Genomic DNA, 24,518 nt, shown 5'->3' with positions numbered 1-24,518 from the left:
AACCGGGCGAAGAAGCCAGACCGCCATACCGACATCTGTTCACGCCGACACAACATGTGGGGGCTTCCTCATCGAGCGCCCCCCACATGTATGCTCGACCTCGCTGTCGCCGCAGGGGAATCCGGTGCGAATCCGGAACTGTCCCGCAACGGTGTGATCAGTGTGCTTTTGCACACCCGAAGTCCGACGACCTGTCGACAGCGCGTCCGGATCGACCGAACCGGACGCCAGACGTCCGGGCCTCGCGGATGGGCCGGTGGACGCCGTGAGCAGTGCTGCCCTGAAGGGCACCGTGCTGCCCGGCTCCCCGCTCGCCGCCGGCCCCCAGCCGAGCGAGGGAAAGCCCAGTGACCATCGCGCCCGCCGATCCGGTTTCAGCCACCGAATCCGCTGCCTCCACCACGTCCGGCGAAGGCACGAACGACGGACCCGGGACCGCCCTGCTGCGGACCCTGACCGACCTCACCGTCGATCTGCCCGACACCGACCCCGGACGGGTCGCCGCCTCCGCGCTGCGCGGGCGCAACGCCCGCTCCGACGAGGCCGAGCTGCGCTCGCTGGCCACCGAGGCGGCGGCGGGGCTGATCTCCGAGGACCCGGCGTACTCCCGGCTCGCCGCCCGGCTGCTGACCCGTACGATCGCGGACGAGGCCGCGGGCCAGGGCGCGACGCACTTCTCCGCCTCGGTCGCGGTGGGCCACCGCGAGGGCCTGATCGCCGACCGCACCGCCGAGTTCGTGGCGCTGCACGCGGCCGCGCTGGACGAGCTCGTCGACCAGGCGCTGGCCGACGGTGCCGACGACCGCTTCGGCTACTTCGGCCTCCGTACGCTGCACAGCCGTTACCTGCTGCGCCACCCGCTCACCCGTCAGGTCATCGAGACCCCGCAGCACTTCATGCTGCGCGTGGCCGCGGGCCTGGCCGAGGACGAGTCGGTGCGCGCGCTGGACGAGGTCGCCGCGCTCTACAAACTGATGAGCCGGCTGGACTACCTCCCCTCCTCCCCCACGCTCTTCAACTCCGGCACCCGGCACCCGCAGATGTCCTCCTGCTACCTGCTGGACTCCCCCAAGGACGAGCTGGACTCGATCTACGACCGCTACCACCAGGTGGCGCGCCTCTCCAAGCACGCGGGCGGCATCGGTCTGTCGTACTCCCGCATCCGCGCCCGGGGTTCGCTGATCCGGGGCACCAACGGGCACTCCAACGGCATCGTGCCGTTCCTCAAGACGCTGGACGCCTCGGTGGCGGCGGTGAACCAGGGCGGCCGCCGCAAGGGCGCGGCCGCTGTCTACCTGGAGACCTGGCACGCGGACATCGAGGAGTTCCTGGAGCTCCGCGACAACACCGGTGAGGACCAGCGCCGTACGCACAACCTGAACCTGGCGCACTGGATCCCGGACGAGTTCATGCGCCGCGTCGACGCGGACACCGACTGGTCGCTGTTCTCCCCCGCCGAGGTGCCCGAGCTGGTCGACCTGTGGGGCGACGAGTTCGACGCGGCCTACCGCGCGGCCGAGGCCAAGGGCCTGGCCCGCAAGACGATCCCGGCGCGTGAGCTGTACGGCCGGATGATGCGGACCCTCGCGCAGACCGGCCAGGGCTGGATGACGTTCAAGGACGCCTCCAACCGGACCGCGAACCAGACCGCCGAGCCGGGCCGGGTCGTGCACTCCTCGAACCTGTGCACGGAGATCCTGGAGGTCACCGACGACGGCGAGACGGCCGTCTGCAACCTGGGCTCGGTCAACCTGGGCGCCTTCGTGGCGAACGGCTCCATCGACTGGGAGCGCCTGGACGCCACGGTCCGCACCGCGGTCACCTTCCTCGACCGGGTCGTCGACATCAACTTCTACCCGACCGAGCAGGCCGGGCGCTCCAACTCCCGCTGGCGGCCGGTCGGCCTGGGCGCGATGGGCCTCCAGGACGTCTTCTTCCAGCTGCGGATGCCCTTCGACTCGCCGCAGGCCCGCGCGCTCTCGACGAAAATCTCCGAGCGCATCATGCTCGCCGCGTACGAGGCGTCCTGCGACCTCGCCGAGCGTTCGGGCCCGCTGCCCGCGTGGTCCGAGACGCGTGCCGCGCGCGGTGTGCTGCACCCCGACCACTACGACACCGAGCTGAACTGGCCGGAGCGCTGGGACGCCCTGCGCGCCCGGGTCGCGAAAACCGGTATGCGCAACTCGCTGCTGCTCGCCATCGCGCCGACCGCCACGATCGCCTCGATCGCCGGTGTGTACGAGTGCATCGAGCCGCAGGTCTCCAACCTGTTCAAGCGCGAGACGCTCAGCGGTGAGTTCCTCCAGGTGAACGCCTACCTGGTGGACGAGCTGAAGAAGCTCGGCGTGTGGGACGCCCGCACCCGTGAGGCGCTGCGTGAGGCGAGCGGCTCCGTGCAGGGCTTCGCCTGGATCCCCGAGGACGTGCGGGCGCTGTACCGCACGGCGTGGGAGATCCCGCAGCGCGGCCTGATCGACATGGCGGCGGCCCGTACGCCGTTCCTCGACCAGAGCCAGTCGCTCAACCTGTTCCTGGAGACGCCGACGATCGGCAAGCTCTCCTCGATGTACGCGTACGCCTGGAAGCAGGGGCTGAAGACGACGTACTACCTGCGTTCGCGCCCGGCGACCCGGATCGCCCGTGCCGCGTCCGGTCAGGCGTCGGCCGCCGCCCCCATTCCCGTACAGCAGGCAACGGCTCCCGACGCGGACGCCATCGCCTGCTCCCTGGAAAACCCTGAGTCCTGCGAGGCCTGCCAGTAATGAGCACCACGAACGAAGAGAAGAACCTTCTCGACCCGGGATTCGAGCTGACCTTGCGTCCCATGCGCTACCCGGACTTCTACGAGCGCTACCGGGACGCGATCAAGAACACCTGGACCGTCGAGGAGGTCGACCTCCACTCGGACGTCGCCGACCTCGCGAAGCTGTCGCCGGGTGAGCAGCACATGATCGGCCGGCTGGTGGCGTTCTTCGCGACCGGTGACTCGATCGTCTCCAACAACCTCGTGCTGACGCTCTACAAGCACATCAACTCCCCCGAGGCGCGGCTGTACCTGTCGCGGCAGCTCTTCGAGGAGGCCGTGCACGTCCAGTTCTATCTGACGCTGCTGGACACCTATCTGCCCGACCCGGACGACCGGGCGGCGGCGTTCGACGCGGTCGAGGAGATCCCCTCGATCCGCGAGAAGGCCCAGTTCTGCTTCAAGTGGATGGACTCGGTCGAGAAGATCGACCGGCTGGAGACGAAGGCCGACCGCCGCCGCTTCCTGCTGAACCTGATCTGCTTCGCGGCGTGCATCGAGGGGCTGTTCTTCTACGGCGCCTTCGCGTACGTGTACTGGTTCCGCTCGCGCGGCCTGCTGCACGGCCTCGCCACGGGCACCAACTGGGTGTTCCGTGACGAGACGATGCACATGAACTTCGCGTTCGAGGTCGTGGACACCGTCCGCAAGGAGGAGCCGGAGCTCTTCGACGACGCGCTCCAGCAGCAGGTCACCGACATGCTGAAGGAAGCGGTCGAGGCGGAGCTCCAGTTCGGCCGCGACCTGTGCGGCGAGGGCCTGCCGGGCATGAACACCGAGTCGATGCGCCAGTACCTGGAGTGCGTCGCCGACCAGCGCCTGGCCCGCCTGGGCTTCCCGACGGTGTACGGCTCGGAGAACCCGTTCTCCTTCATGGAGCTCCAGGGCGTCCAGGAGCTGACGAACTTCTTCGAGCGCCGCCCGTCCGCCTACCAGGTGGCGGTCGAGGGCTCGGTCGGGTTCGACGACGACTTCTAGGCCCGCTCCGGACCCTCTCCGGACTGCGGACAGCAAAAGGCCCCACCGTGCTGCTGAGCACGGTGGGGCCTTCCGCGTCCCGTCACGGCATCACGGGGACCGGCCGGACGGAAAACACTTGGACCGGACCAAGCCTCGGCGTGCACACTCTCAGATCGATCACGCCCGACCGGGCCCGGCCCGCTCCAGGAGAGGCGCACATGCCCGTCATAGAAGTGGCAGATCTGGTCAAGGAGTTCAGCCGGCCGAAACGGCAGGAGGGCGCCTTCGCGGGCATCCGCACGCTCCTGACCCGTGAGAAGACCGTCAAACGTGCCGTCGACGGCGTGAACTTCACGGTCCGGCGGGGCGAGATGGTCGGCTACCTCGGCCCCAACGGCGCGGGGAAGTCCACCACCATCAAGATGCTCACCGGCATCCTCGTCCCCACCTCCGGCACGGTCACGGTCGCCGGGGCCACGCCCTGGCGGGACCGCTCCCGCAACGCCCGCCGGATAGGCGTGGTCTTCGGCCAGCGCAGCCAGCTCTGGTGGGACCTGCCCCTGCGCGACTCGCTCTGGCTGATCGGCCGCCTCTACGACGTGCCGGAGGCCAGGTTCCGCGAGAGGCAGCGGCAGTTCGGCGAGGTACTCGACCTCGGCCCGTTCCTCGACACCCCCGTCCGCCAGCTCTCCCTGGGCCAGCGGATGCGCGGCGACCTCGCCGCCGCGATGCTCTACGACCCGGACATCCTCTACCTGGACGAGCCGACCGTCGGACTCGACGTCATCGCCAAGGAGCGGATACGCACCTTCGTCGCGGAGCTGAACCGCGCATCGGGCACCACGGTCGTCCTCACCACCCACGACCTCGACGACGTCGAGGAACTGTGCGACCGGATCATCCTCATCGACCACGGCAGGGTCGCCTACGACGGCGCGGTGGACGAGCTGAAGACCCGCTACGCCCCGCACCGCGAACTCGTGGTGCAGACCGACCGGCTGGAGAGCGTCGAGGGCGCGGAGGTCGTCCGCCGGGAGGACGGCAAGGTGTGGCTGCGCTTCGATCCCGTCCGCACCCCGCCCGCCGAACTGGTGGCTGCGGTGCTGTCGCGGCACCGGGTGACCGACCTCTCGATCGTGGAACCCGAGCTGGAGAGCGTCATCCACCGGATCTACGCGGACCGCGGATGACCGCGCCGACCGCCTCCGCCGCGAACACGGCGCCGGCCTCCGTGGGGCAGCCGCTCGGGAGGCCGCTCCAGGCCTATCTCGCCTGCGCCCGGATGGAGTTCCGCGCCGCCCTCACCTACCGCACGGCCTATCTGTCGTCCTTCGCGATGATGCTCCTCCAGATCTGGCTGCTGACAGTGGTCTGGAAGGCCCTCTACGACGGCCGTGCGGAGGTGGACGGACTGGGCCTCACCACCATGACGGCGTACGCGACGCTGACGACGCTCCAATACCAGCTCGTCAGCCCGTGGCGGTCCTCCCCCGTCGACCAGCGGGTACGGGAGGGCAAGGTCGCCGTGGACCTGCTGCGGCCCGTCGGCTTCCCCGGGCAGATGCTCGCCGGCCAGCTCGGGTGGGCATCGGCCGCGGTCCCGGTCCTGCTGGTGGCCCTGCCGTTCGCGCTGCTGATCGGCGCGGGCCAGGCACCGGCTTCCACGGCGGCGGGGCTGGCCTACCCCGTGGCCCTGCTCGGCGCGCTGCTCGTGAACCAGCTGCTCGGGCTGCTGCTCGGCATGGTCTCCTTCTGGACCCTGGAGGTGAGCGGCGCCCTCATGGCCTACCGCTTCGTCGCACAGTTCTTCTCCGGGGCCCTGGTCCCGCTGTGGTTCATGCCCGGCCCGGTCAGGGCGGCCGCCGAATGGCTGCCCTTCCAGGCCACCGCGTTCACCCCGGCGGCGGTCTACCTGGGCCAGGTCGAGGGTGCGGGCATCGTGGCCGCCCTGGCGGTCCAGCTCGCGTGGATCGGCGCGCTCGGCGCCCTGGCCGCGTTCGTCTGGTCGCGCGCCCGGCGCCGCGTCATGTCGCAGGGGGGATGAGGGGCGGTGCGAGGTCCGCGTGTCTATCTGCTGCTGGCCGGTGCGGCGTTCCGGGCCGAGTTCCAGTACCGGGGGAACCTGTTCGTCAACATCATCGGCGGCCTGTTCTACCAGGGCGTCGGGCTGGCCTTCATCTGGGCGGTGCTGGACCGCTTCGGGCAGGTCGGCGGCTGGGGACTGGGGGAGATCGCCTTCCTCTACGGGATCAGGCTGACCGCCCACGGCCTGTGGCTGCTCCCCGGCCACCAGCTGATCCACGTCGACGAGGTCGTCGTCGAGGGCGAGTACGACCGCTATCTCGTCCGTCCGGTGCCGCCGCTGGTCCAGCTCCTCACCCGCCGGGTGAGGCTGAGCTCGCTCGGCGACCTGGCGGGCGGAGTGGTCCTCCTGTCCATCGCCTCGGCCTCCGCACCGGTCGACTGGTCACCGGCAGCCGTCGGCTTCCTCGCGCTCGCGGTGGTGGGCGGTGCGCTGGTGGAAAGTTCCCTGCAACTGGTGGCCTCCGCGCTGGTCTTCAGGATGAAGCGGGTCTCCCCCACCAAGTTCGCCATCGACATGATCTTCAGCGACTTCGGCAACTACCCGCTGAAGATCTTCGGCCCGGTGGCCGGCTTCGGGCTGACCTTCGTCTTCCCGCTGGCCTTCGTCGCCTATCTGCCGGCGACCGTGCTGATGGACCGGGAGGAGGAACTGGCCGTGCCGGAGTGGCTCGCCTGGGGCGCTCCGGCCATCGGCGTCGTCCTCATGTACGCCGCGTACCGCTTCTGGGAGCGGCAGTCCCGCCATTACGAGAGCAGCGGGCACTGAGCGAGGCGCCGAGGTGGCGTCGTTGCGGTTGCCACGACCGACCGGACTAGGCCTTCGCCCAACCCTTCGGGTAGGAGCGCCGCGTGACCTTATAGGGTCGCGCGGCGCTCCTCGCTTCCGTACGCGCCACCTCCCCCCGTTCCGCGTCACGCAGCTGACGGTCGATGCGGCGCTCACGGGCGAAGCCGATGGCGGCGGGCAGGAGGACGAGGGCGAAGAGGGCGGTCACGGTGAGGTAGTCCAGGAAGAGGTTCATGGCTCCACTGTCGTCCGCGCCGCCGAAAAGAGTCAGTGGCAGCACTGCCACACAGCATCAAATTACTGCCACACTGGCTCCATGCTGAAAAATGTCGCCGCCCTGCTGCTGGACGAGGTCCACCCCTTCGAACTCGGCGTGCTCAGCGAGGTGTTCGGCCTGGACCGCAGCGAGGAGGGGCTGCCGGTCCACGACTTCGCGGTCGTCTCCGCCGAGGGCCCCGAGCTGCGCACCCACGCCGGCTTCACGATCCGTACCGAACACGGCCTGGAGCGGCTGGAGGAGGCCGACCTCATCGCCGTACCGGCGGGCAGCAACTTCGTGGACCGCGAGTATCCGGACGAGGTCCTGGACGCGTTGCGGCGGGCCGTGGAGCGCGGGGCGCGGGTGCTGAGCGTCTGCTCCGGGGCGTACGTCCTCGGGGCGGCGGGCCTGCTGGACGGCCGGCGCTGCACGACGCACTGGCGCCACGCGGCGGAGCTGGCCCGCCGCTACCCGAAGGCCATCGTGGAGCCGGACGTGCTGTACGTGGACGAGGGCCCGGTCATCACCTCGGCCGGGACCGCCTCGGGCATCGACGCCTGCCTCCACCTCGTGCGTCAGGAGTACGGGCAGGACGCGGCCAACACGATCGCCCGCCGCATGGTGGTGCCGCCGCACCGGGACGGCGGGCAGGCGCAGTACATCAGCCGCCCGCTCCCCCGGAGCGCCTGCGACACGGTCGGCTCCACCCTGGCGTGGATGGAGCACCATCTGGACCAGGAGATGTCGGTGGAGCAGCTGGCGGGGCTGGCGCACATGTCGCCGCGCACCTTCGCCCGCCGCTTCCAGCAGGAGACCGGGACGACCCCGTACCGCTGGCTGCTGCGGCAGCGGGTGCTGCTGGCCCAGCACCTGCTGGAGACCTCCGACCTGACGGTCGACACGATCGCGGGGCGGACGGGGTTCGGTACGGCGGCGACCCTGCGCCACCAGTTCGTACGGACGCTGGGGACCACCCCGAACGCCTACCGCCGGACCTTCCGGGGCCCGGCGGGGACCGTGCCCGACGTCGCCTGAGGGCGGACACCGGGCACGGTGAGCGCGTCAGCCGGTCAGATGCCGCACTGGGACGCCGACCAGAAGCGGCTGGGCCCCTGGTTGACGTGCACGTGGTCACCGTGGCCGGCGTAGCCCGGGCCGAGGATCCCGCGGAAGCCGTGGTAGCGGGCCTGCTTGGCCAGCGTGCACAGGGAGTGCGGCGAGGCGCCGAGGTCGACCGCGTCGCCGTACAGGTGGCGGCTGTTGGTCGCACCGCCGACGGCCGCGTTGCAGGAGGTGGAGCGGAAGCCGCTGGTGACGCGGATGGACTTGTCGCCGAGCGCGTGGCGCAGCGCCTCCAGCTTCCACATGCTGCTCAGCGCGTTGGCCTTGGCCGTGCCCGCCGCGACCGCGCCGCCGGCCCAGGTGCTGTTGCACTTGTTGAGCTCGGGGTACGTGAAGTGGATCGGGGTGCAGTCGTTGTCCTGGAGCGCGTAGATCTTGGCCTGGGTGGCCGGGCCCGCGACCCCGTCGGCGGCCAGGCCGTAGGCCGACTGGAAGCGCTTGACGGCGGCGGTGGTGGCGGGGCCGTAGGAGCCGTCGATGGCGAGCACGGAGTCGTACCCGGGCCAGCCCGCCACCCGGATCTGGAGCTGGGTGACGTCGTTGCCGGTGGCTCCGGGCGAGAGCGTACGGGTCCAGGTGTAGCAGCCGTCGGCCTGCGCGGGCCCGGCTGTCAGCACCGCCCCGCCCAACGCGAACGCAATGGTCATGACAAGTGCGAGCAGAACGCGTGCGGCGCGTTTCGGCATGGTGCTCCCTCTCGGTCACGGACGCTGTGCGGCGAGCCTGGCCCAAGGGGTCGACGCGCGTCAACTACCGCAAGGGAAACGGCAGTTATCTGCCACGCGTACGCGAAAGGCCCGGCACCAGGAGTCGGTGCCGGGCCTTCCCACGTACGGCGTCCTCAGTCGTTGGGAACGGTCTCGTAGCGCGGCGTGCCCTCTTCCATCTGGCGCAGCGCGTCCTTGCGGTCGCGCTTGGAGAGCCGGTCGATGTACAGGTAGCCGTACAGGTGGTCCGTCTCGTGCTGGAGGCAGCGCGCGAAGTAGCCGGTGCCGCGCACCTTGATCGGGTTGCCCTGGGCGTCCTGGCCGCGCACCACCGCGTAGTCGGGACGGGCGAGGGCGGCGTACGCGGTCGGGACCGAGAGGCAGCCCTCGCCGGAGTCGTCCAGCACCCGCTCCTCGGGCGGCAGCTCCTCCAGGACCGGGTTGCAGACGGCGCCGACATGCCGCTTGCCTTCGTCGTCCGGGCAGTCGTAGACGAAGACCTTGAGGTCCACGCCGATCTGGTTGGCCGCCAGGCCCACGCCCTCGGCCGTCTTCTGGCTGGCGAACATGTCGTCGATCAGCTGCGCCAGCTCGTCGCCGAACTCGGTGACGTCCTTGCACTCCTTGTGCAGCACCGGGTTGCCCACGACCGTGATCGGGCGCGACGTGCCGCGCTCCCGGTGCGCCGTCTCGCGCTCCTCACAGTCCTCGGTGTCGATGACGAATCCCTCGTCGTCCACGCCGATCCGCCCGTCCGTCTCCTGCTGCGACATGTCCGCCGTACGCCTTCCTGCAAAACCTGAACTCGGTGACCCCGCGGGACCGGGCCGGAACCCGGCAACCACGGGAGGAACAGCACCGCGATCGGTGCGCGTACAGCCTACGGCCAGCGGTCAGCAGACTTCTTCGAGATCCCGCCACTCGCGGCTGTCCGGACTGTCGGCGACCCAGCCGTCCAGCAGCCCGCGCACCAGACCGGCCGGGGCCGCGAGGCCGCACTCGCGCTCGGGGACCCACAGGTCACCGCCGCCCGCCGTGCGGTGGCCCAGCGGTCCCGGGTGGCCCGGCTCGCTGTGGTCGTGCGGGTCCAGGTGCTCCCCGTCGCCCTCGTCGCTCTCCATCCGGCTCTCCGAACAGGCCCGGCACAGCAGCCGTACGGAGGACGACCAGTCCTCGGCGGCGAACCCGGCGTCCGAGGCCAGCTTCTCCAGCGCGTCCCGGTCCTCCTCGGTGGCCGCCTCCAGCAGCACCACCCAGGTCGGCACCGGGGAGGGCGCCCACAACTCGATCTCGTCGAACACCGGGTACGAGGGTCCGGCGGCGGTGACCCGCTCGCCGTTGGGCACCCCGTCGTGCAGCACGACCTCGCCCCAGCGCCGCCCGGAGGACGGCAGCGGGATGGAGAGGACCTCCATCCGGGCCGGGTCGAGGCGGCGCCCCCAGACCACTTCGGCCTCGCCCTCCGGCGAGAGCCGTACCGCCGCGCTGCCCAGCTCCATGCCGGACGGCTCGGTGGTGGCCGCGCTGTTCAGCCCGGAGCCGGGCACCTTGAGGCCGTACGCCTGCCAGGCACGGCGCGCCAGCGGCCAGTCCTGGAGGGCGGTGGCGGCGATGCCGACGTTCCACCAGTCCGGGGCGCCGGCCTCGCGGTCCAGCAGCGCGACCGCCCGCAGGCCCGCCGCGCGCGCCTGCTCCCAGTCGTGCCGGAACTTGTGGAGCAGCGCCAGATTGAACCAGGACTCCGAGAGCCAGGGCTCCAGATCCGCCGCGCGCGTCAGCAGCGCCCCCGCGTCCTCGTACCGGCCGTCGCCGATCAGCGTGAACGCGCGGTCCGTGGCCTGCCGCCAAGAGGCGGACGGCCGATGCCGTACCTTCCCGAAGATCCTCACGATTCCCGCCTGTCCCGACTGGACACCCTCGTTTTCCGCTCTGCTTTCGCATCCAACCATGCCCGGCCGGACGCCCGCTCATTACCCATGGGTTACCCAGCCCCGACCCGGGTCAGACCGCCCCGGCCGAGGACTCTCGCGAGGGCCTCCACCACCTGCGGCTGGTGGTCGTGTCCGGTGGAGAGCCTGAGCTCCTCCAGCGCCCCCAGCGGCCCGCCGACGCCTTCCCCGCACAGGTCGTCGTATGCGTTGACCGTCCTGACGATCCTGGCGGCGGGCAGTTGTTCCCGGTACGGATCGGCCTGCTGCTCCACCACCACGGCGACCTGCGGGTCCACCCCGGTCCGGCGCACCACGGCCCCGCCGAGCAGCGCGATCCGGCGCTGCTCGGCGGCGGGCAGCCGGGCGGTGGCCCCGTCGGCGACCGGGTCGAGGAGGGAGAGCTGGCCGATGTCGTGCATCAGGGCCGCGTACTCCAGCACGGTCAGCTGCGCCCTGGTGAACCCCAGCTCCCGCCCGACGGCGGTGGCGAGAGCGGCGACCCGGCGGGCGTGGCCTGGCGGGGTGTACCCGGCGATCTCGGTGGCGCGGGCGAGCGAGGCGATGGTCTGCCGGTAGGTCGTGCGGACGGCCGCGTACCGGCGGAAGGCGACCTGGGTCAGCAGCAGCGGCACACAGAGCACGGGCAGCGCCCACAGCCCGGCGACGGCCACCCCAAGCGCCAGGACCACGCCGCTCGCCCCGACGGCGGGCCCGACCCCGGCGAGCGCCCGCAGCTCGTCACCGAGGAACGGTCCGTACGGGGGCGGGGTCGCCGGTCCGTACGGGGAGGGCTTCCCGGCCCCGTACGGCAGAGTCCGCGCACGTGCCACGAGGGCGGCGAGCAGCGCGTCGCAGACGGCGGTCAGCGCCAGCACGCCGAGCAGGAACAGCGCGAAGTACAGCCCGTCGCCGAACCACCGCACCGCCTGCCCGGAGGCGTACAACGGCTGGAAACAGACGGCGGCGAACCCCACGGTGAGCACCCGCCGCGCCACCCGGTCCAGGTCCGGGGCCGGGTGCCGCACGGCCGCCACGAGCTGGGCGGTGAGCTGCGCGGCGACGACCACGGTCACCACCTGGAGGGGCCCGTGCGCCGTCGGCTCCCCCGCGCTGTCCCCGAGCAGGGCGTACGCCAGTGCCCCGGCGGCGGCGAGCGGCGCGGGCTCCCGCTCTCCGGGCGCCCCGCCCCGCCGGGCCAGCTCCCCGACGGCGACGAGGAGCCCGAAGGCGAGGGCGTGGCCCGGATCGGCGAGGCCGTGCCAGAAGGTGTGGGCGAGCGCGGCGAGGGTGAGGAGGAGGGCGGCTCCCCGGACGGCGAGGAGGGCGGGCTGCGTGTGGTTTCTCACGGGGATCGCTCCGGGGAGGGGCTTCGCCGACCGGTCCCCCTGCGGGCGTTGGGCACGGCGGCTCCCGCGCCCGCCTCGTCCGCCGTGACGGCGGTGTCCGCGCCGCTCCAGCCGTGCCGGTCCAGGGCGCTGGCCAGCGCCCGCACCATGCGCGGGTCGAACTGGGTGCCCGCGCACCGGCGCAGCTCGGTCAGGGCGGCGGGGACGGGCCGCCCGCGCCGGTAGGAACGGGTCGAGGTCATGGCGTCGAAGGCGTCGGCGACCGCGACGATCCGGGCGGACTCGGGGATGCGGCCACCGCTGAGCCCGTACGGATAGCCGGTGCCGTCGAGTCGTTCGTGGTGGTGCAGGATCGCCGCGCGGGCCTCGTCCAGGAAGCCGATGGACCGGACGATCTCGTGCCCGTACTCCGGGTGCAGCTCCATGACCCGGCGCTCGTCCGGGGTGAGCGGGCCGTCCTTGCGCAGCACCCGGGTCGGTACGCCGAGCTTGCCGATGTCGTGGAGGATCCCGGCGAAGCGGAGCGCCTCCAGGCGGTCGGGGTCCATGCCGAGTTCCCGGGCGATCAGGACGGAGGCCCGGCCGACCCGCTCGCTGTGGCCGCGGGTGTAGGTGTCCTTGATGTCGACGGCGTGGACCAGCGCGCGGATGGTGGCGCGGTGGGCGGCGTCCTCGCGGTGGTACTGGGCGAAGACCCAGCAGGAGAGGTACATCGGCAGCAGCACGAAGAGCGCGGAGACGGGCCCGTACGGACTGCGCCACAGCACGGCCATCATCAGCCCGGCGAGCGCGTGCACCAGGTGGGGGCCGAGGGCGCGCGGCAGCAGGGTGCGCCAGGAACGGCGTACGGGCCGCCCTTCGGCCGCCGCGAGGATGACGCAGTCCAGGGCGGTGAGCACCAGGGAGAAGGTGAGGGCCGCGGCGCACGCGGGGAACAGGGCGTACGGGAAGTCCGGGGCGGTGCCGAGGGTGGCCGGTCCGCCGAGGAGCGTGTACGTCCAGGAGGCGGCGCAGCACGTGAGGGCGAGCTGTGCGGCCCGCCAGATCCGGCGGGCCGCGAAGGGCGGCTGGTCCACCCGCCCGGCCAGGGACGCCGCAGCCGCGACCAGGGCGGCGGCCGGGGGCGGCAGGAGGAAGGCGGCGGCGGGCAGCAGCGGGAGGAACGATCCGGCGACGGCCTGGGCGGAGCCCGGGTCGAAGCGGCGGCCGACGGCCTCACAGACGAGGCAGAGGGCGGCGAGCAGGGCCGCCGTGCCCCACGGGGTCGCGGCCCCGGGACGTAACACCGGGAGCACGCAGCAGGCGGCGGTGATCACCGCCGCCAGGATGCAGCCGCGCGCCGCCACCGGTGTGCCTCTCACGCCCGCACTCGCCCCCCATGGTCCATGGAGGCGCCACGCTAGCGAGTCGGCGGGTCCGCCGAGCCGCTACAGGTGCGATTAGCACATTCGGGTGACTATTCCCGCGCGGTCGCGGTCTGGTCCGTGCCGCTGACGGGGATGTCCTGGCCGCTGAAGGTGATGTCCTGCTCGGGCACGGCCTCGCCGGCCCGGATCAGGTCGATCCGGCCCATCACCTTGGAGCGCAGGTCGGTCGGGACGTCGTCCTGCCCGCAGCAGCGCTTGACCAGCTTCTTCACGGCCTGCTCCAGGCCGTACTTCTCCAGGCACGGGGAGCACTCCTCGAAGTGCACCTCGAACTTGGTGCAGTCGCCCTCGGGCATCTCCCGGTCGAGGAACTCGTAGAGATGGTCGAGGACCTCCGAGCAATCCGTCTCGTGCGGCTCTCCGCAGCTCATGAGGTAGAGCCCTTCCGATCGTCCGAGTCACCGGCACCGGCCGCGACGAGCCCGCGCTCACGGGCGTAGTCCTCCAGCATGCCGCGCAGCTGACGGCGGCCGCGGTGCAGCCGGGACATCACCGTACCGATGGGAGTCCCCATGATGTCCGCGATCTCCTTGTAGGCAAAGCCCTCTACATCGGCGAGATAGACGGCGATGCGGAACTCTTCGGGAATCGCCTGGAGCGCCGACTTCACGTCGGAGTCCGGCAGGTGGTCGAGGGCCTGGGACTCGGCGGAGCGCAGACCGGTCGACATGTGCGACTCGGCGCGCGCCAGCTGCCAGTCCTCGATCTCCTCGGCGGCGCTGCGCTGGGGCTCGCGCTGCTTCTTGCGGTACGAGTTGATGAAGGTGTTGGTGAGGATGCGGTACATCCACGCCTTGAGGTTCGTGCCCTCACGGAACTGGTGGAAGGAGCCGTACGCCTTGGCGTAGGTCTCCTGGACCAGGTCCTCGGCATCGGCGGGGTTGCGCGTCATGCGCAGCGCGGCCGAGTACATCTGGTCGAGAAAGCCGAGGGCGTCCCGCTCGAAGCGCGCGTTGCGCTCGGCGGTCGTCTCGGGTGCACGGCCGTCGTCGGTCCCTGTGTCGGTCCCAGTGACCGGACCCACCTCCTCCAACGATGTGGCGGAGCCGAAACCGGACCCGCTCGCCTCGGAGAATAGTCGACCTTGCTTGGAGACGGGCTGTCGATCAGCGCCGCCCATCGACCGCTCGCGGGTGGTCTTCGCCGCAGGCAGCACGGTCCACTCCAGTTCAGCGGCGTTCGAGCGGCTGGGGCAGATGGTCGAACCCATGCGACGGACTCCCTCTCCACGTACGACGTTGTTGTACCGACGTCCCGAACAACAGCGCCCCCGTACGCCGCATTCCCGTGGTCCGTGTCACCCGAGGGCGGCGAGCCACTCCGTCACCGCGCCGGTGAGGACGTCCATCGTCTGAGCCTCACTCAGCCCGGCCTTCTTCGGTACGGCGAAGCCGTGGTCGCCGTACGGCACTTCCGCCAGCTCGTAGGGCCCGGAAGGGAACTCCTCGGGTCGCCCGAACGGGTCGTTGCCGCCCTGGACGACGAGGGTGGGTACGCCGGTGCCGAGCAACTCGTCGGCCCGGGACTTCTCCGGCTTGCCCGGCGGGTGGAGCGGGAAGCTGAGGGCGAGGACGGCCGCCGCGCCCAGCTCGGTGGCGGTCCGGCAGGCGACCCTGGCCCCGGCGCTCCGCCCTCCGGAGACGACGGGCAGCCCTGGCTCGGCCAGCGCGGGCCACAGCCCCCGCCACCCGGTGTCCAGGGTCTTCGGGGCGGGGGCCACCTTCTTGCCGGCCACCCGCCAGGGCTGCTCCACCAGGGCGACGGTGACCCCGTGGGCGGGCAGGGCGGCGGCCAGGGCCTTCAGGTCCCGGGCCTCGATACCGCCGCCGGCCCCGTGGCTCACGGCGAGCACGAGGCGGGGCGCGGGCGCGGGGACCCAGGTGATCCGGGCCTCACCGGCGTCGGTGGTGACGTTCTGCGTACGTGGTTGACGGCTCACGCGGACATCCTCTCCCGCGCGGCCGACGGATCGCCGGGACTCCCCCGCGCGCCTCTCAGAAGCCCCGCGCGCCCCTCAGAAGAGGGTGGCCTCCTCCGGCGCGGCCAGCTCCTCCAGCAGCTCCGGCCCGTTGTTGCGGACGTTGCTGACGGCGGTGGCGACCGGATAGGCCCGCATCAGCCCGCCGGGCGGCGGCTCCAGCAGCGCGCGCAGCTCGTCCAGGCCGGTGTGGGAGGGGTCCAGCCAGGTGTCCCAGCGGTCCGGGGTGAGCATCAGCGGCATCCGGGGGTGGATGTCGGCGAGCGCGGCCGGGCCCTCGGCGGGGGCGACGCCCAGCGGCGTGGTCTCGGCCTCGGTGGTGATCACCGAGCACGTCACCCACCAGGCGTTCTCGTGGTCGCCGGGGAGGGTCGGGTCGCGCCAGAACTCGTAAAGCCCGGCCATCGCGAAGACCGAGCCGTCGGCGGGGGTGACGAAGTAGGGCTGCTTGCGCGCCCGCTTCTTCCCCTTCTTCTCCTCCAGCTGCCGCTCCTCGGCACCGGTGACCCACTCGTAGTACCCGTCGGCGGGCAGGATGCAGCGGCGCTGGGCGAAGGCGTTCCGGAAGGACGGCTTCTCGTGCACGGTCTCCGCACGGGCGTTGATCATCCGGGCCGCGCCCTCGGGCGTCTTCGACCAGGAGGGCACGAGCCCCCACTTCAAGGTCCGCAGCTGGCGAACCGGACGCCGGTCGTCCGCGTCCTTAACAGGACGCTCCAGAACCGCGTACACCTCTTTGGTCGGCGCCACGTTCCAATCCGGCTCCAGGGTCTCGGTGGGTTCCCACTTCTCGATCCCGAAGAATCCGGCCAGATCCTCTGGTCCCCGGCTCGCTGCATACCGTCCGCACATAAGTGCCAGACTGCCACGACCGCCCGCCCCCGCCGCAAGGAGTCGCCCGGCCGATGAACAGCACCGAACTGGGCGATCTGTGGGATCGCCTCACCGGCACCCAGCCCGCACCCGAGCAGTGGCTGGTGGTGGTGACGGCCGCGCTGGCGCTCATCGCCGTCGTGCCGAACCCGATATGGCGCCTGGCGCGGAACACCATCACCATCGCGCACGAGGGCGGCCACGGGCTGGTGGCCCTGCTCAGCGGGCGCCAGCTCTCCGGTATCCGGCTGCACTCGGACACCAGCGGGCTGACCGTGAGCCGGGGCAAGCCGACCGGGATCGGCATGATCCTCACCGCGGCGGCCGGCTACACCGCCCCCTCGCTGCTGGGGCTCGGCGGTGCCTGGCTGCTGACCAACGGGCGGATCACGCTGCTGCTGTGGATCGCGACGGCGCTGCTCGCCGCGATGCTGGTGATGATCCGCAATGTGTACGGGGCGCTCACCGTCATCCTGACCGGTACAACGTTCCTGCTGGTGTCCTGGCTGACCTCGTCGGACGTGCAGTCGGCGTTCGCGTACGCGGTGGTCTGGTTCCTGCTGCTGGGCGGGGTGCGGCCGCCCTTCGAGCTCCAGTCCAAGCGGCGGTTCGGGGGTGCGCCGGACTCCGACGCGGACCAGCTGGCGCGGCTGACGCACGCCCCGGCGGCGCTGTGGCTCTTCCTCTTCCACGCGGTGTCGCTGTGCTCGCTGATCGGTGGGGGGCGCTGGCTGCTGGGGTGGTGAGGCCCCGCTGCCGCACGGCACCCGATCCGGTCCGTACCAGTCTTTCGTTACGGACCGGTTTCCGCGCTTTTGGTGACGATCCGGGTTTGCGCGGAGCCACTAAAGTAATGGCCATGACCGAGAGTTCCGTGCAGCCCGCCCTCTGGCCCGCCCCTCACGCGAGTGGAGCCGTCGATGCGACCGTCACCGTGCCCGGATCCAAATCGGTCACCAACCGGGCGCTCGTGCTCGCTTCACTGGCCTCCGAGCCCGGCTGGCTGCGCCGCCCGCTGCGCTCCCGCGACACTCTGCTGATGGCCGAGGCGCTGCGCGCCATGGGCGTCGGCATCGAGGAGACGATCGCCTCCAGCTCCACCGCGTCGGGCGAGCCCGAGATCACGGGCGAGGCCTGGCGGGTCATCCCGGCGGGGCTGCACGGCCCGGCCACCGTCGACGTCGGCAACGCGGGCACGGTCATGCGCTTCCTGCCGCCCGTCGCCACCCTCGCCGACGGCCCGATCCGCTTCGACGGCGACCCCCGCTCGTACGAGCGGCCGCTGACCGGCGTGATCGAGGGGCTGCGCGCGCTGGGCGCGCGGATCGACGACGACGGGCGCGGCGCGCTGCCGCTGACCGTGCACGGCGGCGGGGCGCTGGACGGCGGCCCGGTGGCGATCGACGCCTCGTCGTCCTCGCAGTTCGTCTCGGCGCTGCTGCTGTCGGGGCCCCGGTTCAACCAGGGCGTGGAGGTCCGGCACACCGGCTCCGTCCTGCCCTCGATGCCGCACATCCGGATGACCGTCGACATGCTGCGGGCCGTCGGCGCCCAGGTGGACGAGCCGGAGACGGGCGGCGAGCCGAACGTCTGGCGGGTCTCGCCCTCCGCGCTGCTCGGCCGGGACCTGACGGTGGAGCCGGACCTCTCCAACGCGCAGCCGTTCCTGGCCGCCGCGCTGGTCACCGGCGGCAAGGTCACCATCCCCGACTGGCCCGAGCGGACCACCCAGCCGGGTGACGCGCTGCGTGAGATCTTCACCGCGATGGGTGGCAGCTGCGAGCTGACCGAGCGCGGGCTCACCTTCACCGGTACGGGCCGGATCCACGGCATCGACGTGGACCTCGGCGAGGTCGGCGAGCTGACCCCGGGCATCGCGGCGGTCGCGGCGCTGGCGGACTCCCCCTCCACGCTGAGCGGCGTCGCCCATCTGCGGCTGCACGAGACGGACCGGCTGGCCGCGCTCACCAAGGAGATCAACGAGCTGGGCGGTGATGTCACGGAGACGGCCGACGGGCTCCACATCCGCCCGCGCCCGCTGCACGGCGGCGTCTTCCACACGTACGACGACCACCGCATGGCCACCGCCGGGGCGATCATCGGCCTCGCGGTCAAGGGCGTGGAGATCGAGAACGTGGGCACCACCGCCAAGACCCTGCCGGACTTCCCGGACATGTGGACCGGAATGCTCGGGATCTAGATCATGCGCCGCTACGGGAAGAACCCCGACGAGGACGACATCCGCGTCCGCCCCAACCGCAAGGGCAACCGGCCGCGTACGCACATCCGGCCCAAGCACGAGGACGCCGAGGACGGCATGGTCCTCACCGTCGACCGGGGCCGGCTCACCTGCCTCGTCGACGGCCGGACCGTGGTGGCGATGAAGGCCCGCGAGCTGGGGCGCAAGGCCGCCGTGGTGGGCGACACCGTCTCCATCGTCGGGGACCTGTCCGGCGAGAAGGACACCCTGGCCCGGATCGTGCGGATCGCCTCGCGCCGTACGGTGCTGCGCCGCACGGCCGACGACGACGATCCGTACGAGCGCGTGGTCGTCGCCAACGCCGACCAGCTGGCGATCGTCACCGCGCTGGCCGACCCGGAGCCGCGCCCGCGCATGATCGACCGCTGTCTGGTGGCGGCGTACGACGGCGGGCTCACCCCGCTGCTGGTGCTGACCAAGTCCGACCTGGCCTCGCCGGACAAGCTGCTGGAGGCGTACACCCCGCTCGGTGTCCCGTACATCGTGACCAACCGCGAGGAGCTGGAGAACGGCGGCGCGGCGGACCGGGTGCGCGAGCAGCTGGACGGCAGGATCACCGCCTTCGTCGGGCACTCCGGCGTCGGCAAGACGACGCTGGTCAACGCCTTGGTGCCGAAGGACCGGCGGCGGACCACCGGCATCGTCAACGCGGTCACCGGCCGCGGCCGGCACACCACCACCTCCGCGCTCGCCCTGCCGCTGCCCGACGGCCGCGGCTGGGTCGTCGACACCCCCGGCGTACGCTCGTTCGGGCTGCACCACGTCGACCCGTCGCGCGTCATCAACGCGTTCCCCGACCTCCAGCCGGGCACCGAGAACTGCCCGCGCGGCTGCACCCATGACGCGGACCAGCCGGAGTGCGCGCTGGACGCCTGGGTGGCCGAGGGGCACGCGGACCCGGCGCGTCTGGACTCCCTGCGCCGGCTGCTCTCGACCCGCGAGCGCCGCGAGGGCGACTGACCCGGACCCGTTGCGGAGTGGCTGTATTCGGCCGGTGCGGCACGGGCATGTTTGCCAGTTTCAACGATTGGTAAAGGCATAATCGCACCGTGCGGGACCAACCAGTCACCTATGCAGGAGGCAACGGACGATGGCATGGCTGCTGGTCGTGGTCGCCGGACTGCTGGAGACCGGTTTCGCCGTCTGTCTGAAGCTCTCGCACGGTTTCACCCGGCTCTGGCCGACCATCGCGTTCGCGGCGTTCGCCCTGGGCAGTTTCGGCCTTCTGACGATGGCCCTGAAGAAGCTGGACGTGGGACCGGCGTACGCGGTGTGGACCGGCATCGGCGCGGCCGGGACGGCGATCTACGGCATGGTCTTCCTCGGTGACGTCGTCTCGACGCTGAAGCTGGTGTCGATCTCGCTGGTGATCATCGGAGTGATCGGGCTCCAGCTGTCCGGCTCCGCGCACTGAGCCGACCGGCTGGGCGCGATCACATGGGAGAGCGCGAGCCGGAGGGCGGTCTCGCAGCGCTCCGGCGACACGGGGCGCGACGACGCGGCCACCATGCGGTCCCTGGCCAGCCCCAGCAGCTCGGCGGGGCCCGGCACATCCTGGCCCGGGCCCGGCACATCATGTCCGGGGCGGGGCAGCCCTTCGCCCCAGAGCCCCGTGAGCAGCCCCTTGACCAGCGGATTCGCACCGGCGGCCCGTACGGTCCAGCGCGCCACGGCGGCCGGGTGCTCCGGCGCGGGCGCCGTCAGTGCGCGGTCCACGCCGGTCAGATAGCCGTCGGCGGCCTGGCGTAACAGGGCGGTGGCCAGGCCGCCCTTGGTGCCGAACTCGTTGTAGAGGGTCTGCCGCGAGACACCGGCCAGCGCGGCGACGTCGACCATCCGCACCGTGCGCCAGGGCCGGTCGGCGAGCGCCCTGAGCGCGGCGTCCAGCAGGGCTTCTCGCGCTGTCGGCATCGCCGCCTCCCACGCCCCGGGGCCTGCGGTTCAGAGTTGAGGCGCTCATGGCGACTGTCAAGGGTCCGCGTACCGGCCGATCCGCGTACGGGACGGGTTCGCGTGCGGGCCGGGTTCGCGTACGGGCCGGGTTCGCGTACGGGCCGCAGGCCGGGGGCCGGTGGCTCCTCCCCCGTACCGCTGGATACTGTGACGGCATGCCCGACTACCACGATGATCTGCGTCTCGCCCATGTACTGGCGGACGCCGCCGACGCGGCGACCATGGACCGGTTCAAGGCTCTCGACCTGAAGGTGGAGACCAAGCCGGACATGACGCCGGTGAGCGAGGCCGACAAGGCCGCCGAGGAGCTGATCCGCGGCCATCTGCATCGGGCCCGCCCGCGCGACGCGATCCTGGGCGAGGAGTACGGGGTCGAGGGCACCGGGCCGCGGCGCTGGGTGATCGACCCGATCGACGGCACCAAGAACTACGTCCGCGGTGTGCCGGTGTGGGCGACGCTGATCTCGCTGATGGAGGCAGGCGAGAACGGCTTCCAGCCCGTGGTCGGCGTGGTCTCCGCGCCGGCGCTGAACCGGCGCTGGTGGGCGGCGAAAGGCGCCGGCGCGTACTCCGGGCGCAGCCTCACCTCCGCGACCCGGCTGCATGTGTCGAAGGTGGAGACGATCGCGGACTCCTCGTTCGCGTTCTCCTCGCTGAGCGGCTGGGAGGAGCAGGGCCGCCTGGACGGCTTCATGGACCTGACCCGGGCGTGCTGGCGGACGCGGGGGTACGGGGACTTCTGGCCGTACATGATGGTCGCCGAGGGTTCCGTGGACATCTGCGCCGAGCCGGAGCTCTCGCTCTGGGACATGGCGGCGAACGCGATCATCGTCCAGGAGGCGGGCGGCCGCTTCACCGACCTGGACGGGACCGACGGACCCGGCGGCGCCAACGGGGCCGCGTCGAACGGCCTGCTCCACGAGGAGCTGCTCGGCTACCTCAACCAGCGCTACTGATGCCCCTGCTGGTCACCGGGCGCCCGGGGGATCCGGCGCGCGGTGACCACCGAGAGGCCCGGGGATCCGGCGCGCGCTCGCGCACTCCCCCGGTACGCGCCCGGTCCACCCCTTGTCGGCCCGCCGCAGGGATGCAACTCTGAGAGTCCCCCCACTTGTGAACTTGTGAATCGACTCACAGAGTCGGCGCACCGAGGAGGTGGCTCGTTTCATGCTCGTCCGTGACGCCATGAGCACGGTGGTCCTCACCATCGGCCCCACCCACACGCTCCGCCAGGCCGCCCGGCTGATGTCGGCGCGCCGCATCGGGGCGGCCGTCGTCCATGACCCGGACACCTGCGGGCTCGGGATCATCACCGAGCGCGACATCCTCAACGCGGTCGGATCGGGCCAGAACCCCGATCTGGAGACCGCGTCCGCCCACACCACCACCGACGTGGTGTTCGCCGCCCCGGCCTGGACCCTGGAGGAGGCCGCGGAAGCCATGACGCACGGCGGGTTCCGGCATCTGATCGTGCTGGACGACACCGGCCCGGTGGGCATCGTGTCGGTGCGCGACATCATCCGCTGCTGGGCGCCCGCCCGTCGCCGTACGGTGGCGGCCGCCGGGTCGGCGTAGGAGACCCCGCCGACAGGGCCCGGCATTCCCGCGGGTGTCCTGCCGACAGGCGGCGCATCCCCTACGAACGCCCGATGGGCCGGATCCCCGCGAAGGGGAGCCGGCCCACCGTCGACGGCAAGCGACCGGTCAGCCGCGAAGGGCCTGGACCGCGGCTTCCAGCCGCTTGCCGAAGTCGCCGTCCGCCTGGCGGAAGTTGTCGATCGCGCGCTCGGCGATCTCGTCGCGCGAGACCTGGGAGATGAACCCGGCGAGGTTGTCGATCAGCCGGCCCTTCTCGTCCTCCGACATCAGCCGGTAGAGGTCGCCCGCCTGCACGAAGTCGTTGTCCTCGGCGTGGCCGGGGGCCTCGGTGTTGCCGGTGGTGCCGCTGACCGGCACGGGCTGCCAGAGCGGGCGGTCCGTCTGGACGGGGCCGCCGAAGCTGTTCGGCTCGTAGTTCTTGGTGCCCTTGTGGCGGCCGTCGTAGAGGTAGCCGTCCCGGCTGTTGGTACGCGCCTCGGTGGCGTGCGGGCGGTTGACCGGCAGGTGGTCGGCGTTGATGCCGACGCGGTAGCGGTGGGCGTCGCCGTACGCGAAGAGACGGCCCTGGAGCATCTTGTCCGGGGACGGGCCGATGCCCGGCACGAAGTGCGCGGGGCTGAAGATCGACTGCTCGACCTCGGCGAAGATGTTCTCCGGGTTGCGGTTGAGCTCCAGCTTGCCGATCTCGATCGGCGGGTAGTCCGCGTGCGGCCACACCTTGGTGAGGTCGAACGGGTTGAAGCGGTACGTCGCCGCGTCCGCCGCCGGCATGATCTGGACCTGCACCGTCCAGGACGGGAAGTCACCGCGTTCGATCGACTCGCGCAGGTCGCGCTGGTGCGAGTCGGGGTCGACGCCGGAGAGGCGGACGGCCTCCTCGGTGGTGAGGTTCTTGATGCCCTGGTCGGTCTTGAAGTGGTACTTGACCCAGAAGACCTCGCCGGCCTCGTTGTTCCACTGGAAGGTGTGCGAGCCGTACCCGTTCATGTGGCGCAGCGTGGCGGGGATGCCCCGGTCGCCGAAGAGCCAGGTCACCTGGTGCGTCGACTCGGGCGACAGACCCCAGAAGTCCCAGACGTTGTCCGCCTCCTGCGAGCCGGTGTACGGGTCGCGCTTCTGGGTGTGGATGAAGTCGGGGAACTTGATGGCGTCCTTGATGAAGAACACCGGGGTGTTGTTGCCGACGAGGTCGTAGTTGCCCTCCTCGGTGTAGAACTTCAGCGCGAAGCCGCGCGGGTCGCGCACGGCGTCGGCCGAGCCGAGGTTGCCCGCGACGGTGGAGAAGCGCAGGAACGTCTCGGTCTGCTTGCCGACCTCGGAGAGGAACTTCGCCCGGGTCCACTGCGACACGTCGCGGGTCACGGTGAAGGTGCCGTACGCGCCGGCTCCGCGGGCGTGCACGACGCGCTCCGGAATGCGCTCCCGGTTGAAGTGGGCGAGCTTCTCCAGCAGCGCCTGGTCCTGGACAAGAACCGGACCGCCGACGCCCGCGGTCTCGCTGTTCTGATTGTCCGCGACCGGAGCCCCGGCCTCCGTGGTGAGCGGTCCCTGCGTCACGTGCGCCTCCTGCGTCATGTCCTGCACAGCCTGTTTCCTGTACAGCCCTGTCCCTTGGCTAATGCCGATCCCGATCCTACAATGGACAATGTCTAAGTCAAGTGAACATCCAAAGTCACACCCGATCGGGACTCGCTCCCTCCACTGTTAGGCTGGGCTCCATGAGCGACCTGCTGGAACGACTCCGTGGACGCGGCTGGCGCATGACGGCGCAGCGGCGTGTCGTGGCCGAGGTCCTCGACGGGGACCACGTGCACCTGACGGCTGACGAGGTCCACGCGAGGGCCGTCGACAAGCTGCCCGAGATCTCGCGCGCCACCGTCTACAACACCCTCGGCGAGATGGTGTCCCTCGGCGAGGTGCTGGAGGTCTCCACCGACCGCCGGGCGAAGCGGTACGACCCGAACGCGCACCGCCCGCACCACCACCTGATCTGCGGCCGGTGCGGCGCCATCCGCGATGTGCACCCGGCGGGCAACCCGCTGGCGGACCTCCCGTCGGAGGAGCGCTACGGCTTCACGGTCTCCGGCGTCGAGGTGACGTACCGGGGGCTCTGCCCCAGCTGCGCCGCCGCCGCGTGAACCTGTCGTGAGCCTGTGCCGGGCCCATCTCCTGTGAGGCGGGCCCGGTTCCTTTGTTCCCGGACACCCGGCTCCTGCGTCCCCGGACACGACGAATCCGTTCCCGGACATGACGAAGGCCCGGATCTCTGATCGAGATCCGGGCCTTCGCTCTTCAGTAGCGGGGACAGGATTTGAACCTGCGACCTCTGGGTTATGAGCCCAGCGAGCTACCGAGCTGCTCCACCCCGCGTCGGTGAATGCAACATTACGTCAGCAGGTCGAACGGCGCAAATTCATTCACACCGGCC

25 protein-coding genes, 1 tRNA gene and 1 riboswitch are annotated in these 24,518 nt (G+C 71.3%); of the genes, 13 read left to right on the top strand and 13 right to left on the bottom strand.

The window, feature by feature from the left end:
* The first annotated feature begins 78 nt into the window (after positions 1-78).
* Positions 79-214: riboswitch (cobalamin riboswitch) on the top strand.
* A 133-nt stretch (positions 215-347) separates the two neighbouring features.
* From GTY67_RS23955 to GTY67_RS23935, 5 genes are all read left to right on the top strand, one after another.
* A complete protein-coding gene (locus tag GTY67_RS23955; protein ID WP_093691395.1) occupies positions 348-2,762 on the top strand; it encodes a ribonucleoside-diphosphate reductase subunit alpha in 2,415 nt (804 codons plus the stop codon).
* Complete coding sequence (locus GTY67_RS23950; protein WP_018510062.1) at positions 2,762-3,781, top strand: ribonucleotide-diphosphate reductase subunit beta; 1,020 nt, start codon at positions 2,762-2,764, stop codon at positions 3,779-3,781. The genes GTY67_RS23955 and GTY67_RS23950 overlap by 1 nt, the downstream gene beginning before the upstream one ends.
* A 200-nt stretch (positions 3,782-3,981) precedes the next feature.
* Positions 3,982-4,953 carry an ATP-binding cassette domain-containing protein gene (locus GTY67_RS23945; RefSeq protein WP_093691393.1) on the top strand — a complete coding sequence of 324 codons (972 nt, stop codon included), beginning with the start codon at positions 3,982-3,984 and terminating at the stop codon, positions 4,951-4,953.
* Positions 4,950-5,807, top strand: a complete 858-nt coding sequence (locus GTY67_RS23940; protein WP_343238761.1) for an ABC-2 family transporter protein — start codon at positions 4,950-4,952, stop codon at positions 5,805-5,807. Before GTY67_RS23945 ends, GTY67_RS23940 begins: the two co-directional genes overlap by 4 nt.
* A gap of 6 nt (positions 5,808-5,813) precedes the next feature.
* Complete coding sequence (locus tag GTY67_RS23935) at positions 5,814-6,614, top strand: ABC-2 family transporter protein (RefSeq protein WP_161280261.1); 801 nt, start codon at positions 5,814-5,816, stop codon at positions 6,612-6,614.
* A gap of 46 nt (positions 6,615-6,660) precedes the next feature.
* Here GTY67_RS23935 and GTY67_RS23930 read toward each other — a convergent pair whose 3' ends face one another.
* Positions 6,661-6,870 (bottom strand): hypothetical protein, encoded by a 210-nt coding sequence (locus tag GTY67_RS23930; RefSeq protein ID WP_093691369.1) that lies wholly within the window; start codon positions 6,868-6,870, stop codon positions 6,661-6,663.
* A gap of 81 nt (positions 6,871-6,951) precedes the next feature.
* On the opposite strand from GTY67_RS23930, the gene GTY67_RS35350 reads away from it, so the two are divergent.
* Complete coding sequence (locus GTY67_RS35350) at positions 6,952-7,929, top strand: helix-turn-helix domain-containing protein (RefSeq protein ID WP_093691367.1); 978 nt, start codon at positions 6,952-6,954, stop codon at positions 7,927-7,929.
* 35 nt (positions 7,930-7,964) lie between these two features.
* On the opposite strand, the gene GTY67_RS23920 is transcribed toward GTY67_RS35350, so the two are convergent.
* From GTY67_RS23920 to GTY67_RS23880, 9 genes are all read right to left on the bottom strand, one after another.
* Positions 7,965-8,702, bottom strand: a complete 738-nt coding sequence (locus GTY67_RS23920) for a D-Ala-D-Ala carboxypeptidase family metallohydrolase (RefSeq protein WP_161280260.1) — start codon at positions 8,700-8,702, stop codon at positions 7,965-7,967.
* Between the two features lie 155 nt (positions 8,703-8,857).
* Positions 8,858-9,496, bottom strand: a complete 639-nt coding sequence (gene def, locus GTY67_RS23915) for a peptide deformylase (protein ID WP_093691363.1) — start codon at positions 9,494-9,496, stop codon at positions 8,858-8,860.
* Positions 9,497-9,616: 120 nt separating this feature from the next.
* Complete coding sequence (locus GTY67_RS23910; protein WP_093691361.1) at positions 9,617-10,612, bottom strand: hypothetical protein; 996 nt, start codon at positions 10,610-10,612, stop codon at positions 9,617-9,619.
* 92 nt (positions 10,613-10,704) lie between these two features.
* Entirely contained in the window at positions 10,705-12,000 is a 1,296-nt protein-coding gene (locus tag GTY67_RS23905) for a metal-dependent phosphohydrolase (RefSeq protein WP_256062296.1), read from the bottom strand.
* A complete protein-coding gene (locus GTY67_RS23900; protein WP_161280259.1) occupies positions 11,997-13,361 on the bottom strand; it encodes an HD-GYP domain-containing protein in 1,365 nt (454 codons plus the stop codon). Before GTY67_RS23900 ends, GTY67_RS23905 begins: the two co-directional genes overlap by 4 nt.
* 95 nt (positions 13,362-13,456) lie before the next feature.
* On the bottom strand, positions 13,457-13,798 hold the full coding sequence (gene rsrA, locus GTY67_RS23895; protein WP_161280258.1) for a mycothiol system anti-sigma-R factor: 342 nt from the start codon (positions 13,796-13,798) through the stop codon (positions 13,457-13,459).
* Entirely contained in the window at positions 13,795-14,451 is a 657-nt protein-coding gene (locus tag GTY67_RS23890; protein WP_018510075.1) for a sigma-70 family RNA polymerase sigma factor, read from the bottom strand. The genes rsrA and GTY67_RS23890 overlap by 4 nt, the downstream gene beginning before the upstream one ends.
* A 273-nt stretch (positions 14,452-14,724) precedes the next feature.
* Complete coding sequence (locus GTY67_RS23885; RefSeq protein WP_161280256.1) at positions 14,725-15,366, bottom strand: alpha/beta family hydrolase; 642 nt, start codon at positions 15,364-15,366, stop codon at positions 14,725-14,727.
* A gap of 75 nt (positions 15,367-15,441) precedes the next feature.
* Positions 15,442-16,257, bottom strand: a complete 816-nt coding sequence (locus tag GTY67_RS23880; RefSeq protein ID WP_161280255.1) for an SOS response-associated peptidase — start codon at positions 16,255-16,257, stop codon at positions 15,442-15,444.
* Between the two features lie 53 nt (positions 16,258-16,310).
* On the opposite strand from GTY67_RS23880, the gene GTY67_RS23875 reads away from it, so the two are divergent.
* From GTY67_RS23875 to GTY67_RS23860, 4 genes are all read left to right on the top strand, one after another.
* A complete protein-coding gene (locus tag GTY67_RS23875) occupies positions 16,311-17,024 on the top strand; it encodes a M50 family metallopeptidase (RefSeq protein WP_161280254.1) in 714 nt (237 codons plus the stop codon).
* 113 nt (positions 17,025-17,137) lie between these two features.
* The gene (gene aroA / locus GTY67_RS23870) at positions 17,138-18,478 is read left to right on the top strand and encodes a 3-phosphoshikimate 1-carboxyvinyltransferase (protein ID WP_161280253.1); all 1,341 of its coding nucleotides are present in this window, start codon (positions 17,138-17,140) and stop codon (positions 18,476-18,478) included.
* A 3-nt stretch (positions 18,479-18,481) separates the two neighbouring features.
* Positions 18,482-19,498 carry a ribosome small subunit-dependent GTPase A gene (gene rsgA / locus GTY67_RS23865; RefSeq protein ID WP_093691343.1) on the top strand — a complete coding sequence of 339 codons (1,017 nt, stop codon included), beginning with the start codon at positions 18,482-18,484 and terminating at the stop codon, positions 19,496-19,498.
* A 130-nt stretch (positions 19,499-19,628) separates the two neighbouring features.
* Positions 19,629-19,952, top strand: coding sequence for a multidrug efflux SMR transporter (locus GTY67_RS23860; protein ID WP_030561029.1), 324 nt, complete (start codon positions 19,629-19,631; stop codon positions 19,950-19,952).
* Here GTY67_RS23860 and GTY67_RS23855 read toward each other — a convergent pair.
* Complete coding sequence (locus GTY67_RS23855; RefSeq protein ID WP_161280252.1) at positions 19,844-20,449, bottom strand: TetR/AcrR family transcriptional regulator; 606 nt, start codon at positions 20,447-20,449, stop codon at positions 19,844-19,846. The two genes, GTY67_RS23860 and GTY67_RS23855, sit on opposite strands and share 109 nt — an antisense overlap.
* A 197-nt stretch (positions 20,450-20,646) precedes the next feature.
* On the opposite strand from GTY67_RS23855, the gene hisN reads away from it, so the two are divergent.
* Both hisN and GTY67_RS23845 read left to right on the top strand, forming a co-directional pair.
* Positions 20,647-21,447: a histidinol-phosphatase gene (gene hisN / locus GTY67_RS23850; protein ID WP_093691339.1), complete on the top strand. Its 801-nt coding sequence runs from the start codon at positions 20,647-20,649 to the stop codon at positions 21,445-21,447.
* 211 nt (positions 21,448-21,658) lie between these two features.
* The gene (locus tag GTY67_RS23845) at positions 21,659-22,066 is read left to right on the top strand and encodes a CBS domain-containing protein (protein WP_093691337.1); all 408 of its coding nucleotides are present in this window, start codon (positions 21,659-21,661) and stop codon (positions 22,064-22,066) included.
* Between the two features lie 129 nt (positions 22,067-22,195).
* On the opposite strand, the gene GTY67_RS23840 is transcribed toward GTY67_RS23845, so the two are convergent.
* On the bottom strand, positions 22,196-23,665 hold the full coding sequence (locus tag GTY67_RS23840; protein WP_093691543.1) for a catalase: 1,470 nt from the start codon (positions 23,663-23,665) through the stop codon (positions 22,196-22,198).
* Positions 23,666-23,808: 143 nt separating this feature from the next.
* Between GTY67_RS23840 and GTY67_RS23835 the strand changes: the two genes are divergently transcribed.
* Complete coding sequence (locus GTY67_RS23835) at positions 23,809-24,228, top strand: Fur family transcriptional regulator (RefSeq protein WP_109163703.1); 420 nt, start codon at positions 23,809-23,811, stop codon at positions 24,226-24,228.
* 158 nt (positions 24,229-24,386) lie between these two features.
* On the opposite strand, the gene GTY67_RS23830 is transcribed toward GTY67_RS23835, so the two are convergent.
* Positions 24,387-24,460 (bottom strand) — tRNA-Met (locus tag GTY67_RS23830).
* Between the last annotated feature and the right edge of the window lie 58 nt (positions 24,461-24,518).

The organism is Streptomyces sp. SID8374, assembly GCF_009865135.1.
In the GTDB taxonomy this organism is placed as follows: Bacteria; Actinomycetota; Actinomycetes; order Streptomycetales; family Streptomycetaceae; genus Streptomyces.
The sequence above is the reverse complement of the archived record's forward strand: the minus strand, read 5'-3'. Positions and strand labels throughout refer to the sequence as shown.

Coding starts and splice junctions, on each gene's coding strand:
- GTY67_RS23950 (WP_018510062.1), top strand. CDS start 2,762: ATGAGCACCACGAACGAAGAGAAGAACCTTCTCGACCCGGGATTCGAG.
- GTY67_RS23945 (WP_093691393.1), top strand. CDS start 3,982: ATGCCCGTCATAGAAGTGGCAGATCTGGTCAAGGAGTTCAGCCGGCCG.
- GTY67_RS23940 (WP_343238761.1), top strand. CDS start 4,950: ATGACCGCGCCGACCGCCTCCGCCGCGAACACGGCGCCGGCCTCCGTG.
- GTY67_RS23930 (WP_093691369.1), bottom strand. CDS start 6,870: ATGAACCTCTTCCTGGACTACCTCACCGTGACCGCCCTCTTCGCCCTC.
- GTY67_RS35350 (WP_093691367.1), top strand. CDS start 6,952: ATGCTGAAAAATGTCGCCGCCCTGCTGCTGGACGAGGTCCACCCCTTC.
- GTY67_RS23920 (WP_161280260.1), bottom strand. CDS start 8,702: ATGCCGAAACGCGCCGCACGCGTTCTGCTCGCACTTGTCATGACCATT.
- def (WP_093691363.1), bottom strand. CDS start 9,496: ATGTCGCAGCAGGAGACGGACGGGCGGATCGGCGTGGACGACGAGGGA.
- rsrA (WP_161280258.1), bottom strand. CDS start 13,798: ATGAGCTGCGGAGAGCCGCACGAGACGGATTGCTCGGAGGTCCTCGAC.
- GTY67_RS23880 (WP_161280255.1), bottom strand. CDS start 16,257: ATGTGCGGACGGTATGCAGCGAGCCGGGGACCAGAGGATCTGGCCGGA.
- GTY67_RS23875 (WP_161280254.1), top strand. CDS start 16,311: ATGAACAGCACCGAACTGGGCGATCTGTGGGATCGCCTCACCGGCACC.
- aroA (WP_161280253.1), top strand. CDS start 17,138: ATGACCGAGAGTTCCGTGCAGCCCGCCCTCTGGCCCGCCCCTCACGCG.
- rsgA (WP_093691343.1), top strand. CDS start 18,482: ATGCGCCGCTACGGGAAGAACCCCGACGAGGACGACATCCGCGTCCGC.
- GTY67_RS23860 (WP_030561029.1), top strand. CDS start 19,629: ATGGCATGGCTGCTGGTCGTGGTCGCCGGACTGCTGGAGACCGGTTTC.
- GTY67_RS23855 (WP_161280252.1), bottom strand. CDS start 20,449: ATGCCGACAGCGCGAGAAGCCCTGCTGGACGCCGCGCTCAGGGCGCTC.
- hisN (WP_093691339.1), top strand. CDS start 20,647: ATGCCCGACTACCACGATGATCTGCGTCTCGCCCATGTACTGGCGGAC.
- GTY67_RS23845 (WP_093691337.1), top strand. CDS start 21,659: ATGCTCGTCCGTGACGCCATGAGCACGGTGGTCCTCACCATCGGCCCC.
- GTY67_RS23840 (WP_093691543.1), bottom strand. CDS start 23,665: ATGACGCAGGAGGCGCACGTGACGCAGGGACCGCTCACCACGGAGGCC.
- GTY67_RS23835 (WP_109163703.1), top strand. CDS start 23,809: ATGAGCGACCTGCTGGAACGACTCCGTGGACGCGGCTGGCGCATGACG.